12 protein-coding genes are annotated in these 15,804 nt (G+C 64.2%); 7 read left to right on the top strand and 5 right to left on the bottom strand.

Annotation, left to right across the window (positions count from 1 at the left end; genetic code table 11):
- Positions 1 to 79 precede the first annotated feature (79 nt).
- Positions 80 to 865, top strand: a complete 786-nt coding sequence (locus C8J26_RS18250; protein WP_082445178.1) for a GntR family transcriptional regulator — start codon at positions 80 to 82, stop codon at positions 863 to 865.
- Between the two features lie 2 nt (positions 866 to 867).
- On the opposite strand, the gene C8J26_RS18245 is transcribed toward C8J26_RS18250, so the two are convergent.
- Complete coding sequence (locus tag C8J26_RS18245) at positions 868 to 2,037, bottom strand: CaiB/BaiF CoA transferase family protein (RefSeq protein WP_244185392.1); 1,170 nt, start codon at positions 2,035 to 2,037, stop codon at positions 868 to 870.
- Between the two features lie 95 nt (positions 2,038 to 2,132).
- On the opposite strand from C8J26_RS18245, the gene C8J26_RS18240 reads away from it, so the two are divergent.
- From C8J26_RS18240 to C8J26_RS18225, 4 genes are read left to right on the top strand one after another with little or no spacing between them, the layout of a single operon-like run.
- Positions 2,133 to 3,095, top strand: coding sequence for a hydroxymethylglutaryl-CoA lyase (locus tag C8J26_RS18240; protein WP_107959599.1), 963 nt, complete (start codon positions 2,133 to 2,135; stop codon positions 3,093 to 3,095).
- Positions 3,092 to 3,778: an isochorismatase family protein gene (locus C8J26_RS18235; protein WP_107959598.1), complete on the top strand. Its 687-nt coding sequence runs from the start codon at positions 3,092 to 3,094 to the stop codon at positions 3,776 to 3,778. The genes C8J26_RS18240 and C8J26_RS18235 overlap by 4 nt, the downstream gene beginning before the upstream one ends.
- Positions 3,778 to 4,704 carry a polysaccharide deacetylase family protein gene (locus C8J26_RS18230; RefSeq protein ID WP_056414484.1) on the top strand — a complete coding sequence of 309 codons (927 nt, stop codon included), beginning with the start codon at positions 3,778 to 3,780 and terminating at the stop codon, positions 4,702 to 4,704. The genes C8J26_RS18235 and C8J26_RS18230 overlap by 1 nt, the downstream gene beginning before the upstream one ends.
- A complete protein-coding gene (locus C8J26_RS18225) occupies positions 4,701 to 5,627 on the top strand; it encodes a polysaccharide deacetylase family protein (RefSeq protein ID WP_107959597.1) in 927 nt (308 codons plus the stop codon). Before C8J26_RS18230 ends, C8J26_RS18225 begins: the two co-directional genes overlap by 4 nt.
- A gap of 868 nt (positions 5,628 to 6,495) precedes the next feature.
- On the opposite strand, the gene C8J26_RS18210 is transcribed toward C8J26_RS18225, so the two are convergent.
- Genes C8J26_RS18210 through C8J26_RS18200 form a run of 3 tightly spaced genes read right to left on the bottom strand, consistent with a single transcriptional unit; the run spans position 6,496 to position 10,273 of the window.
- Complete coding sequence (locus C8J26_RS18210; protein WP_107959595.1) at positions 6,496 to 8,649, bottom strand: xanthine dehydrogenase family protein molybdopterin-binding subunit; 2,154 nt, start codon at positions 8,647 to 8,649, stop codon at positions 6,496 to 6,498.
- A complete protein-coding gene (locus C8J26_RS18205; protein ID WP_107959594.1) occupies positions 8,646 to 9,665 on the bottom strand; it encodes an FAD binding domain-containing protein in 1,020 nt (339 codons plus the stop codon). The genes C8J26_RS18210 and C8J26_RS18205 overlap by 4 nt, the downstream gene beginning before the upstream one ends.
- The gene (locus tag C8J26_RS18200; protein WP_107959593.1) at positions 9,665 to 10,273 is read right to left on the bottom strand and encodes a (2Fe-2S)-binding protein; all 609 of its coding nucleotides are present in this window, start codon (positions 10,271 to 10,273) and stop codon (positions 9,665 to 9,667) included. Before C8J26_RS18200 ends, C8J26_RS18205 begins: the two co-directional genes overlap by 1 nt.
- Before the next feature lie 504 nt (positions 10,274 to 10,777).
- Between C8J26_RS18200 and C8J26_RS18195 the strand changes: the two genes are divergently transcribed.
- Positions 10,778 to 11,359, top strand: coding sequence for an exonuclease domain-containing protein (locus C8J26_RS18195; protein ID WP_208631458.1), 582 nt, complete (start codon positions 10,778 to 10,780; stop codon positions 11,357 to 11,359).
- 391 nt (positions 11,360 to 11,750) lie between these two features.
- Positions 11,751 to 13,670: a putative bifunctional diguanylate cyclase/phosphodiesterase gene (locus C8J26_RS18190; protein ID WP_167398903.1), complete on the top strand. Its 1,920-nt coding sequence runs from the start codon at positions 11,751 to 11,753 to the stop codon at positions 13,668 to 13,670.
- Between the two features lie 93 nt (positions 13,671 to 13,763).
- Here C8J26_RS18190 and C8J26_RS18185 read toward each other — a convergent pair whose 3' ends face one another.
- Positions 13,764 to 15,803, bottom strand: a complete 2,040-nt coding sequence (locus C8J26_RS18185) for a TonB-dependent receptor plug domain-containing protein (RefSeq protein ID WP_107959590.1) — start codon at positions 15,801 to 15,803, stop codon at positions 13,764 to 13,766.
- Position 15,804 lies beyond the last annotated feature (1 nt).

Genomic DNA, 15,804 nt, shown 5'->3' with positions numbered 1-15,804 from the left:
TTTGCTATAGCATTAGCACAATTCAACGTCTTGAGTTTTAATGCTGTGCCGACTTTCGGGGCTGCGCTAAGGTCGCGCCATGGCAAGAGGCAAGGACGGTTCGGGCGTGGCAGTTGTACCGGTTCAACGCGCGGATGCCGTCCCGCTTTATCACCAGATATTCTTGGCCTTGCGCGATGATATCCTGCGTGGTCGGCTGGCGTTCGGGGCGTCGGTGCCCACCGAGCATGAACTCGGCGCGCAGCACGGCGTCTCGCGGATCACGGCGCGGCGCGCGTTGCACGAGCTGGCGCTCCACAAGCTGGTCGAACGCCGCCGCCGGACCGGTACGCGCGTGGTCTACCAGGCCTCCACCGTGCCGATCGAGGCGAATGTCGACCAGGCGATCGAGTCCCTCATGGCGTTCGGGCGCAACACGCCGGTCAAGGTCGTCGACCTCGCCAAGGAACCGGCGCCCGCGGACATTGCAGACATTCTGGAACGGCAGGCGGAGACGATCGTGTATCGCGCGCGACGCATCCGCCATACCGATCACGAGCCGCTCGGCCTGGTGACGAGCTGGATGCCCGCCGATCTTGGCGTCAAGCTCACCAAGCGGTCGCTCACCGCCAACCCCATCCTGAAGCATCTCGCCGATGCGGGCGTCGTGATCGCGGGGGGGCGGCAGACCGTTTCCGCGCAGCATGCCGGCGCCGACACGGCCGCGCTGCTCGGGATCGAGCCGCGCGACGCGATGCTGCGGATCGAGCGAGTCATTCTCGACGACGGGGGCAGGCCGGTGCTGTTCACCATCGCGGACTATCGGGCCGATCGCTACCGGATTAGCCTCGATCTCCAAAGCGGCACACGGCCTGCTATCGGCTGACATCAGGCCAGCGCGGCCGCGATCCTGTCCTCGCTGAGCCCTGCCTCGCGCAACAGTTCGGCGCCGTGCTCGCCGGGGGTCGGCAGGCCGAGCCGACGCGGCATGCGGCTGCCGTCCACTTCGATCGGAAGCCCGGGCAGGCGGGTATTTGTTCCGTCTTCGAGCGTGAGGTCGACGAGCCCGCCGCCGGCACCGAGATGCCGATCGTCGAACAGGTCGGACGGCGTGGCGATCGGCGCAAACGGCAAGCCGAGTCGCTCGAGTAGCGCGACGGCCTCCGCGCGGCTCATCGCGCGGAAACAGTCGCGGACGGTCGGCAGGATCCTCTCGCGGGCCTCGACGCGCTGGTTATTCGTGGCCAGCGTCGCGTCCGCGAGAAACGCGTCCAGTCCGAACGCTACGCAAAACGCGACCCATTGCCCGTCGCTGACGACGCCGACGAACACCTGCTCGTCGGGCAGGCGCGTCTCGAACACGTCGTAGATCGCCCAGGCGGAGATCCGGTCGGGCATTGGTCGCGGTGCCTTCCCGGTCACTGCTTCCTGCGCCATGTGCTGCCCGACCAGAAAGGCCGTCGTCTCGAACAGCGCGCACTTCACGTCGCCGCCGCGCCCGGTGCGATGCCGGCGTTCGAGCGCGGCGAGGATCCCGATAACGCCGAACATCCCGCCGGTGATATCGACCACCGATGCACCTGCGCGCAGCGGGCGGCCGGGTGGACCGGTCATATAGGCAAGCCCGCCCATCATCTGCGTGACCTCGTCCAGCGCGGTCCGGTTCTCATACGGGCCGGTCAGGAAGCCCTTGGCCGAGCAGTAGATCAGCCGGGGATGCCGCTCCGCAAAATCATCGGGTCCGAGCCCGAGCCGGACCAGCGTGCCCGGCCGGAAATTCTCGATCAATATGTCCGCGCCCTCGACCAGTGCGATGGCGGCCGCCTTGCCGACCTCGCTCTTGAGATCGAGGCAGATGCTCCGCTTGTTGCGGTTGAACATCGGGAAATATCCCGCGCCCGAGCCGAGCAAATGCCGTGTCTGGTCACCCCCCTTGGGTTCGACCTTGATCACGTCGGCGCCAAGATCGGCCAGGATCAGGCCGACCGACGGCCCCATCACCATATGCGTGAACTCGATCACCCGGATACCGCTCAGCGGCAACGCCTCGTCGATCATGTCATCTCCCATTCCAAATCCGTGCAACCTTACCCATGCTCGACAGGTTGTCTCAATTGTTATAGGTATAAGACATAAAAGCCAAGGTGAGTCGAATGGCATCGCAGATATTGATCAGTGAGGTAGGCCCGCGGGATGGCCTGCAAAATCTCGACCAGGTGCTGCCGACGGCAGTCAAGAAGGCGTGGATCGCGGCCGAGGCAGCCGCCGGCGTGACCGAGATCGAGGTCGGGAGTTTCGTCCCGGCAAAGCTGCTCCCCCAGCTTGCGGACACCGCGGAGATCGTCGCCTTTGCACGAACGATCCCGGGCCTCACGGTCGCGGTGCTGGTACCCAATGCCAAGGGCGCGGCGGCTGCGATCGCGGCGGGCGCGCACAAGATCACCTTGCCGCTGTCCGTGTCCGAAACACATAGCCTCGCCAATCTTCGCCGGACGCACGAGCAGGTGCTCGCCGAGGCACGCGCCATTGCTGACTTGATCGCGGCGCTGCCGGTCGAGCAGCGTCCGCATTTCGAGGGGAGTTTGTCGACGGTCTTCGGCTGCACGCTCGAAGGCGCGATCCCGGATGCGCAGGTCATGCGGCTGGCCGAGGCGCTGATGCAGGCCGGGTGCGACGAGATCGGGCTCGCGGACACCACCGGCTATGCGGATCCCGCCGGCGTGCGGAACATGGTCCGGATGGTGCGCGATGTCGCGGGTGCCGCCGCGGTGACCGGTATCCACCTCCACAACACGCGCGGGCTCGGGCTCGCCAATGTGCTCGCCGGGCTCGACGCTGGCCTGACGACCTTCGACTCGTCGCTGGGCGGGCTGGGCGGCTGTCCGTTCGCGCCCGGTGCGAGCGGGAATATCGTCACCGAGGACCTCGTGTTCATGCTCGAGGCGATGGGGCTGGATACCGGAATCGATATTCCCAAGCTCCTGGCGACGCGAGCGATACTGGCGGAAGCTCTGCCCGACGAGCCGCTCTACGGCTTCGTACCCGATGCAGGGCTCCCGCTCGGGTTCGCGCCGGCGATAGCGCGGCCGCAACACGAATTGGAGATGGCAGTATGACCGACATGCTCGGCACCCGCATGGTTGCAGACGACCGCACCGCCCGGCAGATCTTCGAGGAGGTCATGTCCAACCCCGCCCGCGCGAAATTCGGGTTTGGCGAGCGGCTTGCGATCGTCAACGTCGATATCCAGAACGCCTATACCCGGCTCGACGAGTTCAAGACCGCCTATGAGACGGACCCGCGCCAGATCGATCATGTGAACCACATCAGCCGGCTCGCGCGCAAGCGTGGCATGCCGGTGATCTGGACCCGCGTTGGCTATCACGGCACCGCGGCGGACGCGGGGGTTTGGGGCACGCGCAGCGACACGCCCGACAGCCTGCAGAACATCACCTACGGGTCGCGCCGCCATGCGCTCGACGATCGCTGTGACATCGATGCGGTGGTCGACCTGGTCTATGACAAGCGCATGCCATCGGCCTTTTTCGAGACGCCGCTGCAGAGCCTGCTGGTCTGGCATAAGGTCGATACGGTCGTGATCACCGGCGGCTCGACCTCGGGCTGCGTCCGCGCCACCGCGGTGGATTCGCTCAGCCGCGGCTATCGCACGATCGTCCCGCTCGAGACGTGCGCGGACAAGCATGAGAGCTACCACTTCGCCAATCTGACCGACCTTCAGCTCAAATATGCCGATGTCGAGCCGGTCCAGACCGTGGTCGACTGGCTGGAGGCACGCTGATGCGCGAAGGCGAAGCCGATCCAGGCCTGTATGATTTCCGCCCCTATCGCGACCGCACGCCGATCCGCTGGCCCGATGGCAAGTCGATCGCGGTGTGGGTGTCGCCCAATCTCGAATATTACGAGATCGACCCGCCCGCCAACCCGCACCGCAAGAGCTGGACCAAGCCGCATCCCGACGTCGTCGGCTATGCGCACCGCGACTATGCCAATCGCGTCGGCCACTGGCGGATGGCGGAGGTGATGAGCAAGCACGGCTTTCCCGGCTCGGTCTCGCTGTCAGTCGCGCTGTGCCAGCATATCCCGGAGATCGTCGCGGATGCGAATGCGCGCGGCTGGGAGTTCTTCAGCCACGGCATCTACAACACGCGCTACTCCTACGGGATGGACGAGGCGCAGGAACGCGCGATCATCGAGGACTCGATCCGCACCGTCCGCGAGGCGACCGGGCAGACGATCCGCGGCTGGCTTGCGCCCGCGTTGACGCATACGCCACGCACGCTGGACCTGATCGCCGAATATGGCCTCACCTACACCTGCGACCTGTACCATGACGACCAGCCAGGGCCGGTGCATGTGAAGTCCGGCAAGCTCATTTCGATGCCCTACAGCCTCGAGGTGAACGACCATTATGGCTTCTTCATCTACAATATGAGCCCGCGCGACTATGCCGACGCGCTGATCCGGCAATATGACCGGCTGGCGGCGGAGGGCGAGACGTCCGGCACCGTGATGTGCATTCCGCTCCACGCCTATCTGATCGGTCAGCCGCATCGGATCGGCGCGTTCGAGGAGGTTCTGCGCCATATCGCCGCGGACGGGCGGGCATGGATCACGCGCAGCGGCGATATTGCCGACCATTTCCTGGCCAATGGGTATGACTCGGCCGCCGCCGATGCCGCCCGCTTCGCGGAGAACGGCCGATGAGCCTCGACCCGAACTACCTCGTCTACGAGCGCCGCCGTCGCGGCATGGATCATGATCTATACCCCTGGTCCAACCTGTTCGAACGCCAACCGATCGCCTGGGAGGGCAATACGGTGGTCGCCGTGCCGATCGTCGTCTCGCTCGAATGGTTTCCGATCCAGCCGTCCGCGACGCCGTTCCTCGCGCCCGGGCACATGCAGACCGCCTATCCCGACTATCGTCACTATACCGCGCGGGAATATGGCACGCGGGTGGGCTTTTACAGGCTGCTCGACGCCTTTGCTGCGGTCGGCGCAAAGGTCACCGTCGCTGCCAATGCCGCAATCGCCGAGCGCTATCCGTCGATCATCCGCGACATCGTTGCCGCCGGGCACGAGATCGCCGCACACTCGACCGACATGAACGGCACGATCGCGTCCGGTCTGGATGAGGACGCGGAACGTAGCCTCATCGCGCGCGCGCTCGATGGCATCGAGAAGGTCGCCGGAACGCGCCCACGCGGCTGGCTTTCGATTGCCCGGTCGCAAAGCTGGAATACACCGCGGCTGCTGGTCCAGGCGGGGCTCGACTATATGCTGGACTGGGTGAACGACGACCTTCCGTACCGCATCACGACGCCGTCCGGCACGATGCTCAACATCCCGCTGAACCATGAACTGTCCGACCGACAGATCGTGACCGTCCAGCAGCAATCGGCGGAAAGCTTCCGGACCCAGCTGGAAGATGCCTGCATGTGGCTGGAAAGCGAGGTGGCGCGGTTCGGCGGACGCATGCTACCGATCCACCTGACCCCGTACGTCATGGGGCTTCCCTATCGGATCGGCGCGTTGGAAGCGTTGCTCGGCACGTTGCGCGACCGACCTGGCGTAAGCTTTCTGCCAGCGTCCGAAGTCTCGCGGCAGATCGCCTCGCAAATTGCGTAGGGTATAGTCCTGGCATCTGACCACTGCCGGCCATCATGCGCCCAGGGGACCCCATGCAGGCATGGCGCGGGTTGGTCGAGCCATGCTCTGCGCGTTGGGATTGCGCAGGCGTTGCGTTGGTCGTCGCCATCGACCGCGTCACGGTACGATCGGAAGCGTGCAGCCAGGAGCGATGTCGCCGCGCGCGTGTCGTTGAAGAGCAGAGGCTGATAACCGCCTTACTTGATGGGCCCTATGGCACGGACAGCGGTCCCGGCAGTTGCCGAGGGAACCACGTCAGGAGAGCGTCCGAAAGCGCCGTAGCGACAACAGAGGGGGTGCCCGATCGTGTGCCGCTAGCGCGCACCGTGGTCGCCTGCCCTGTCCATACGACGTGATTATCGCGGCGCAGCGACACGGTCACTTCGAGACGGGTCACGATCAGACCGTGCAGCTGATCCTTCCCCGAAGGCAAGGTCAGCGACAGACCGCCAAGCCCGGCCGCCATGGCCGGCCGATCCGACCGATCGGTGCCCGACCGGACGACGCCGCGCTGAGTCTGCGATACCTCGACCCTTGCGACGTAAAGGCTGTGGTTTGCGTCGGGGAGGGGCAGGAAAGGCGTTCGAAGGAGCGTTCGCTGAACGGCGTCCGTGAACGTTTTCGTGATAGCGGGAGACGTGGCCGGACTATCCGCAGCCACGATCGCTATCGTGCCGGGCCTGACCGCGGTGGTGGCAGCCGGCGATTGCACGACGGCTGCTGCCGCAGCCAGAGGAAGTAAGTACATCAAACAGGATCCGATGATTTAAAAGTCTATTTGATGTCGCCCGACACGTCGGAGGTATGCGATCTCTCGTCTCAGCTCCGGCATTCCGCCTTGGCTTGATTACAGAAGATCTTCGATCCTGAACGGCATCTCGCGGAGCCGCTTGCCCGTCGCATGATGAATGGCATTGGCGATGGCGCCGGCACAGCCCGTCATGGCGACTTCGCCGAGCCCCTTTGCGCCAAGGGCATTGATGAGAGGATCGGGTCGATCGATGAAGCCGACGTCGATGGACCCAATGTCGGCATTCACCGGGACGACATAGTCGGCAAGATCGTTGTTTAACCAGCCGCCATAGCGCGGATCGACCTCGGTCGCTTCGCGGAGCGCCGCACCAATGCCCCAGATCACGCCGCCCCGAACCTGGCTCTCGGCTGTGCGCGGCGAGATCACCCGTCCACAATCGGCAATGCTGACGACCCGTGGCACACGGACGCGCCGCGTACCGGGTTCGACATGAACTTCAACGAAGTGGGCGATGTAGCTGTAGGTCGTAAAGGTCGAATAATCCGGCCCGACCAACGCCGTGCCGCCCTTGCGCAGCGTCGCCAGATCCTTCGGACCCTGGTCGACCGCAACATGCTCGACCTCAACCTGGAGCGAGGGACGCCGCACGGTGGCAAGCTGCCGGTGGAGGTTCCCCGCCACCTGACGCCCGGCCAGCAACTCGGCCATGGCAGTGTTCAACTTTGCGGCGGCCTCTGCCGCTGCGGGCACGACGCTCGCGGTGCCCCAGGATCCCGCCGTCGTATGCTGTGGCGCTACGCTGGTATCGCCGATCGCGATCTCCAGTTTCAAAGGATCGATCGCCAGGTCGCGTACGAGAACCTGCTCGATGGTCGAGCGGATCCCCTGGCCCATCTCATGCCCGGCAGCCGCAAACCGGGTCGTACCGTCGGCATTCACGCGGAGCGTCACGATGTTGGGATGGGCAGAGCCCGGATAGGCACCCGATGCTACGCCCCAGCCGACTTGCGTGCCGTCAGGCAGCGTCATCGAGCCTGGCTGGAGACTGCGCCGTTCCCAACCAAACCGACGTGCGCCCTCCGTCAGGCATTCCGACAGATAGCAGGACGAGAGTTTATGGCCGTGGATCGGGTCGGTCGTCGCGCGGTGGCGTAGTCGGAAGGCGACCGGATCGACGCCGAGCTTGAGGGCGAGTTCGTCCACCGCGCTCTCGAACGCGAAGCACGATGGATGCGGCGTTGGCGACCGCATATAGCCTGGCGCCTGCGTATCGATCCGCAGGTTAGCGGCGGTCCCGTGGTAATTCTCGATCCCGTACAGCATGGGCACGGACTCATGATAGTCGGGCGGGAACTGGCCTTCGCGCGATTGCTGTTGATCGGCGTCGTAGCGCACCGCGATCATCTTGCCGCTGGCATCCGCACCGATCTCGATTCTGTGAAGGTTTTTTGGCCGAAAGGTCGCGTTATGGAAAATCTGCCCGCGTGGCAGGACGAGTTTGACCGGTCGGCCGAGCAGCATTGCGGCGCGGGCGACGAGGGCGGTCTGGCGCTGTGCCCCACCACGCTGGCCGAAGCCCCCGCCGATCTGTGGGCTCTTTACCGTCACCTGCTCGGGCGTAAGGCGCATGTTGCGCATGACAGCACCCTTTGTGTTGCTGCTGCTCTGCGTGCTTTCGTAGATGGTGAGTTGCCCGTTCTCCCATATTGCCGTGGTCGACAGCATCTCGATCGGGTTATGGTGCTGTGGCGGTGAGACATAGTCCGCCTTGTGCCGGGTGACCGCGCGCGCCATCGCCCGCATCGCATCGCCCGCCGTAACCGGCTTGACGGCTTCGCGCACCATCCCCGGCTGGTCGATCAGCGAGGTGAACGCGGGGGCGACGGTGTAGATCGGACGGATGGCCTCGGCGCCCTCGATCGCAGCCTCGAGTGTCTCGGCGACGACGAGCGCAACCGGCTGCCCGCGATAGGCAATGTCCGTCGTCAGCGTCGCAGGCGGGGGCGGTGCGCCAGGGGTCGCAGGCGGGGGCGGTAGAAAGTCGCTCGAAGTCAGCACGCGGACAACGCCCGGCACCTGCATCGCCGCGTCGATCGACAGCGCGGCAATGCGCCCCTTCGCGATGGTTGCCGGAACCTGCATGGCATACAACAGTCCGGCGACCTGATGGTCGGCGCCATAGCGCGCGGCACCCATCACCTTCTCGCGGGCATCGGCACGGGGACGGTTGGGGAAGGGGGCGGTCATGACCGGTTCCTCGCTGCGGCAATAGTCAGGGCATCGGCAACGGTCCGTGCGCCGAGTTCGATCTTGAAGCCGTTATGCTGGCCCGCCTTGGCATCGGCGAAGGCGGCGTGTCCTGCCGCCAGCGCGGTCGCCGGGGTCAGGGGCTTACCCGCCAGCAGCGCCTCTGCCGCGGTCGCCCGCCATGGCTTGGTCGCCACCCCGCCAAGTCCGATCCGGGCGCGCGTCACGGTGTCACCGTCCATGTCCAACGCGACGGCGGCCGAGGCGAGTGCGAAGGCGTAGCTCTCGCGGTCACGGATCTTGTGATATGTCGAATGCCGGCCTGCCTTCGTCTTTGGTACGACGATAGCCGTGATCATCTCGCCTGGCTGCAAGGTGAACTCCAGGTTCGGCGTGCTGCCCGGTAGGCGATAGAGTTCGGCAATCGGGATGGCGCGGCTACCGCCGGCGCCTAGCACCTCGACATACGCATCGAGCGCGACGAGCGCGACGGGCCAGTCACCTGGCGAGACGGCGGTGCACGACGAACTCTGGCCGAGCACAGCCTGGCCGCGGTCGAGCCCGCCGATCGCCGCGCAGCCCGAACCCGGTTCGCGCTTGTTGCAAGGGTAGGTGTTGCCGACCGACGTTCCGCCCGCACCGTTTCGGAAATAGAGGCAGCGGGTCCGCTGTAGCAGGTTGCCGCCGACTGTCGCCATATTGCGCAACTGCTGAGAGGCAGCCTTCCACAACGCCTCGGCAAGTATGGGATAATCACGCAGCACGACCTTGTCGGTCGCGACGGCGCTCATCGGCGCGAGGGCCTCGAAGCGCAGCCGCTCGCCGTTCGTCTCGATCGCGTCGAGCCCTCGGATCGTCGTGACGTCGATGAGATGCTGGGGCTTCTCGATGTCAAGCTTCATCAGGTCGTAGAGCGAGGTGCCGCCTGCGATATAATGCGCTCCAGCGCCCGCCGCCATAAAGGCTCGGACTGCCGCGGCGGCGCTTTCGGGTCGTGCATAGGTGAAGGGACGCATCAGACCTTCTCCCTTCCCGCAACCTGCTCGATCGCCGCGACGATGCCGACATAGGCGCCGCAGCGGCAGATGTTGCCGCTCATATATTCGCGAATGCGGTCCTTCGATGTGGCGTTGCCTTCGCGCACGCACGCCACCGCCGCCATGATCTGTCCGGGTGTGCAATAGCCGCATTGCAGGGCGTCGTGATCGATGAAGGCCTGCTGCATCGGATGCAGCGTCTTGCCATCGGCAAGCCCTTCGATCGTCGTCACTGCACGTCCGTCCACCTTGGCCGCTAGCGTAAGGCAGGACGCGACACGCCGACCGTCGACGTGAACGGTACACGCGCCACACTGGCCGTGGTCGCAGCCCTTCTTGGCGCCGGTCAGGTGCAGTTGCTCACGCAACAGGTCGAGCAGCGATGTCCGCACATCGATCTCTACCGGTACCGCCTTGCCGTTGACCGTCGTCCGGATCGCCATCCGGACGCCAACAGGCTTGGTGAGCGGTGCTGCGATCGCCGGATCGCTCTCAGAAATAACGCTCGACGCTGTCAGCGCGGCGGTCCCACCGAGCGCGGTGCGCCGCGTCAGCGGCACGCCCAGCAAGTGCTCCATATCAGGCATCAGAAGACCTCCGGACGGGTACTTGCCGTCCCAGGCATTCGTAACGGAAGCAGACGCTTAGCTAAAGCGCTTAGTTCGATTGTCCTGCGCATTGTTATGATTGCAGCACATGGCGTCAACGTATTCAAGTCAGTCGATAGGCCCGTTCTCTTCGGGCAGGGGGGGGGCGGCTCGAGAAGCCGACGAGCTCGCCATTGGTGGCTTCGAACTGCCACGAATGCCTGCACGCGCTCGAACTTTTCACTTTGGCAAAGCATCTTGATGACGTCATCGCCGAGCTTCGTGCCGAGAGAGTCATGGCCACCCGGCACAACGACAACAGACGGTCGACCGCTCGTGGTAGAGCGATATGACATCGGCGTTGCCCGTCCGCCAGCGGGTAGCCGCGAGCGCCACAGCGCAGGTGCCAGCCGGTCACCATGGCTGGCGACACGACCAATCGGTCATGATCTCTCATCTCACGAGCGTGCCGCGGCCCTCCTCGATGCGCATGTCGATTACCGGGTGCTGCGCGCGCTGCCGCCACCTGCCCGTTATCCCGTCGTCACACCGCAGGGGCTGGTCCGCACCGCTGTAGTGATCGACGTAGAGACGATCGGGCTCGATCCGGATCATCCGATCATCGATCTGGCGATCCAGCGTATCGCCTTCGATGCCCGTGGTATGATCGTACGGGTCGGTCAGGTCCGACAGTGGTTCGAGGATCCCGGTACAGCGATCCCGGCGGAGATCACCCGGCTGACTGGCATCACCGATGCCGATGTCATCGGCAAACGGATCGATGCCGACGAGGCGGCAAGCCTGATCGTCAGCACCACCGTCGCCATCGCCCACAATACCGCTTTCGATGCCCCCCGGGTCGAGCGACGTCTGACTGCCATTGCCGGCCATGCTTGGGCGTGCTCGTGCAACGAGGTGGCGTGGCCGAAGCTTGGCTTCGACGGCCGCAAGATCGGTAAGCGCACGTGGCGGCGCGAAATTGCGGCGGCGGATGAGCCAGCATCGCGTGAATGGCTACGCGATGTCTGTTCCTGTGGCCAACCGCGGGTAACGCACATGACCTGGAATCAATGGCATCGAGGGTGAATGCGGACGGTCCGCCTTTCGGTAGATTGGGTGGAAACCGGGGCACATACGGCCCATGGCACGCACGGGGAGCCCGGCTCGTTCCAATCACAGATTATCTGTGACCCAAAAGGGTTTGTTAGGTTTGTCAGTGGCATGTGGCCAAGACATGCTCAATCGACGGACCATTCGAGGCGCGGCCTTACGCATCGGTCGGCGGACCTCGCACTTTGCTCGACGCGCAAAGATTCAGGCTCCCCGATTCACTCTTTACGAAGGTCGGACACAGTGCCTCGACGGACTCGTCGAACCCAGCGACGCGTTGGTTGGCGCAAATAGTGCGCCCGAAGTCGCACCGACGTCGCTGCGGCCTCGGTACATCGCTGGTCCCAAGGCTGTCATCGTATTACTCGTGCTGGCCGTGACGCTGTGCCTGGGCACGCTAATCTACGTTCAACACGCCAACAGCCTCATCGTCGACAACGACATGCAGACCGCGGTCAAGTTGAGCGAGATCGCCGCACGCTTCGATCACGAAGATGGGAATCTGTACCGCCTGCTGGTGGATGCGTCGGCTAACGGCCGCGCCGCTGACAGCGACACGCGCCTGGCCGATATCCGCCACAGGATCAATCAGATCAGTGCCGACCTGGCGGGGCAGCGAGACGTGCTCGACCCTGAAGACAGCTATCGTGCTACTCGGGCCGTCGCCGAACTTGGCAAATATGATGACGCGGTTGGCGTGGTATCGTCGATGCTCGAGGTCGACTTTACCGCCAGCGTCACCATGCTGCGCCCGTTTCGCTCCAATGCGGATCGCGTATTGGCCGAGGTCAAGGCGATTGCCGCGTCAGGCATTGCCGATGCTCACCATCACGCCGAGGACGCTGCCTGGCGGACACGGTGGCTTGTCGCCCTGGTCACGGTTGCGGTTCTTGTTGTGGCCGGCCTATCCTATGCTTGGCTGGCATTGGCGGCTGAACGCGGCGTGCAGCTGCGGGAGGAGATCCAGCGCCGAAGCGTTGCGGAGCAGGAGGCGCTGTTGCTCGCGCGCACCGATGCGCTGACCGGGCTCATCAACCGTCGGGAGTTCGGTAACGCGCTCGAACTCGCCATAGACGCTGCAACGACCGCTGGCAGCGGATTATCGATCGTGCTGATCGATCTCGACGGCTTCAAGGACGCCAATGACACGCATGGCCATGCTGCCGGTGACACGGTCCTTATGGCGGTTGCGCACCGGCTGCATAGCATCTGTGGGGATCACGGCATTATTGCGCGCCTGGGCGGGGACGAGTTCGCTATCCTCGTGCCGGACGAAAAGGATATGAACGGTGGCATGGCGTTGGCCCGTCAGGCGAGTAGCGTGCTGCATCAACCGCTCTCGTGGCGCAGCAACATGATCACGGTCGGTGCCAGCTTCGGCGTCTCCCGCTTTCCAGAAGACGGGGCCGCTGCCAGCGAACTACTGCATGCCGCCGACATCGCGATGTACGAGGCCAAGCGCGACAGTAAGGGCGGCGTCTGCCTGTTCTCCCCATCGATGGAAGCCGCGCGGTTCGAGCGCCGTCGCATGGAGCAGGAACTGCGCGAGGGTATCGCCCTCGATCAAGTCAAACCGTTCTACCAGCCTATCGTTCGCTTCTCGGATGGCGGCCTTTGCGGCTTTGAGATCCTGGCACGTTGGCAGCATCCTCGTCTTGGGCTCCTCACACCCGACGCCTTCATCCGGCTTGCCGATAGCACCGGTCAGATCACGGCGATGACCCATTCGATCCTGCGACAGGCGTGTATCGATGCCCGGCATATTCCCGCTCACCTGCGGCTGGCATTGAACATCTCACCGACCCAGTTCGAAGAGCCGGGTCTGGCCGAGACACTGATCGCCATCATCCTCGCCGAAGGGGTGTCGCCAGCGCGTTTCGAGATCGAGATTACCGAGGACGCCGTGATGGACGACATCGTTGCGGCCGAACGCGTTCTGGCGACCTTCCGCAACAGCGGGATGACCGTGGCACTCGACGACTTTGGCACCGGCTATTCCAGTCTATCCAACCTGCGGCGCCTCAGGTTCGACAAGATCAAGATCGATCAGAGCTTCGTCAAATCGCTCACCGAGAGCGTCGAGAGTGAGAAGCTGGTCGACGCGATCATCTCGCTGGCGCTCAGCTTCGGCATGAAGGTGACGGCCGAGGGCATCGAAGACGCCGCGGCGGCCGAGATGCTCTTGCGAAAAGGGTGCACGCAGGGGCAGGGCTACTTTTTTGGCAAGCCGGCGTCGTTTGGTGAGGTAGCTTCCCTGCTCAGCCTGCCTCGCGAGGTCGCGGCCTAACAGTACTGGACCCGCTATGAGGTTTATCCGGACCTGAGGATCAGGCCCGGCTGAATTGGCAGCTCGCGAACCCGGACCGGGTTTGACGGTGCACTAGAATGCGAGGCGTAGGCCACCGCGCACGCGTCGATCCGCGGGGATCGGGGACGCCGCCGCGCTGTTGGCCAAGGACAGGTTCTCGCCTGCCACAAACGCTTCGAGCGCGGGAGTAAGGCGGAAGCCAACGCGAGCATCGAGGGCAAGCGCATCATCTACATGGTAGAGGAGAAGCTGCGGGGTCGAGGAGAACGCAAATTGGCGGGTCGCCGACGTGTAGCGCGCTACGCCGGCAATCGACACCCTCCCGGCGTCATAGCCCAACGTGAGATTGGCCTTGTGGACCGGCGTCGTTGATCGGGGCGACAGAGCGTAGGGGATGGGGAGTGTAAGCGCCGTCAACTGCTCGTCGGTATGTGTCCAGGTGTAATTGCCACGCCATGTAAGACTCCCGATCGCGCCGGAGGCGGACAGCTCGGTTCCATAGGTGGTGTAATTTCCCGTGGCCCGAAACCGGGCCACGAGCGAGGGTTGCGGCGACAGGAACAGCTCCGTCTGCAGTCCATCGCCGGGTGAGGCAATGGCGTTCTCGGTGCTTGTGACAAAGGCGGTGGCCTCGAGGCGGGTGGCCCCAAGCGCATGGCTATAGCTCATCTCACCGCTCCACATGAGCACGGGCGAGAGGCGTGGGGAGCCTGCAACGAAGACCGGAATCGGCGACGGTGTGGCGATCGGCAGGCGGCTTCCGAATGTTGCGAGCGAAGGCAGCTGGTATCCGCGGCCGCCGTTGATACGCAGCAGGCCCTGCCTGCCGGTATGAACGAGCACCGCGGCATTGAAACTGAACCGGGTGAAGGCGCGGTCGAAATCACGCGGATCGTCATAGGCGGGCTGCGAAATCATACCCGACTGATGGAGCCAGAGCTGGTCGAGCCGCCCGGCAACTGTCAGCGAGACACGATCATCCGGATGCAGGTCGAGCATCGCATTGCCCGATACGACGTCATAGGCGACGCGCTCAGCAAACTGGAACGCGGAGACCAAACGATTGTTGCGGTACTCCACGCCCAGCCGCAGCATGTTCGTGCTGTCCAAGCTCACCAACGAGGATGCCTGCGTGACGATGATCCTGTTCTTGAGCACAAGCGCATCGTTGGCGTTGGCGATCGTGCCGGCACCATATTTGGCATTAAGCCAGTTGATGTAGCCGTTCAACGTGACGCCGCCCCAGCTCGTGTCCCGCGCGACCGAGCCATGGACGTTGCTGCTGCGATAGTGCTGGTTGGACAGCAGCTGGCTTGGCAGATACTCAACCTGCCTGTTGACGGCATGACCGCCGCCGATAACAGCTTCCAGTCCGTCAAATACGCCGGTAACGTCGCCCGAAATCTGGTCGCTGGCGACATCGAAGACCCGGAGGGGCTGCGCAAGCCTCGACGAGACGTTGCGCTCGTCCTCGCGTGCATGGGCGCCGGCCATGCGAAGTCCGATCATCGGCGTGATGGGCAACGTCAGCGATCCTGCCAGCTTGCCGATCCCGTGGTTGCCCAGCTCCGCTGTAGCGGCTGCCGACGGAGCGTCCCCGACACGCCGGGTGATAATGTTGACGACGCCGCTGGCAGCGTTGAACCCGAACAGGGCATTGGCAGGGCCACGGACCAGCTCGATCTGCTGAATCTCTTCCAGCTGGACGCCGAGCAGGTTCCAGTCGGTCATTCCGTAATGATCGAGATAGACCTGACGACCGTCCACCAGAACCAGCAGCCGCGCATTGTAAGTCTGCACGCCGCCGCGAACGGCAACATCGCTCTGACCCGCAGTCCAGCGGTTCACATCGACGCCAGCATAGGTCTTAAGCAACCCGGGGACATCACGCGCAGGCGAGCGGGCGATATCAGTCCGCGTGATGACGACAGTCGATGCGGGCAATTCGGAGGCACGTTGCGGCTTGCCAGTGACACTGGTCGTGACCGGCTCACCGACGGTCTCCTGTAACGCCTGATAGTCGACGGCCTGTGCGAGCGCCGTCGCAGGGCATAGTGCAACGCCAGTCAGCAGAAGCAGACGCAGGCTCGCGCACGGAACAGATACGCGCATT

It is taken from the genome of Sphingomonas aurantiaca, assembly GCF_003050705.1.
Classification (GTDB): domain Bacteria; phylum Pseudomonadota; class Alphaproteobacteria; order Sphingomonadales; family Sphingomonadaceae; genus Sphingomonas; species Sphingomonas aurantiaca.
This window is presented reverse-complemented; position numbering and strand designations above follow the sequence as displayed.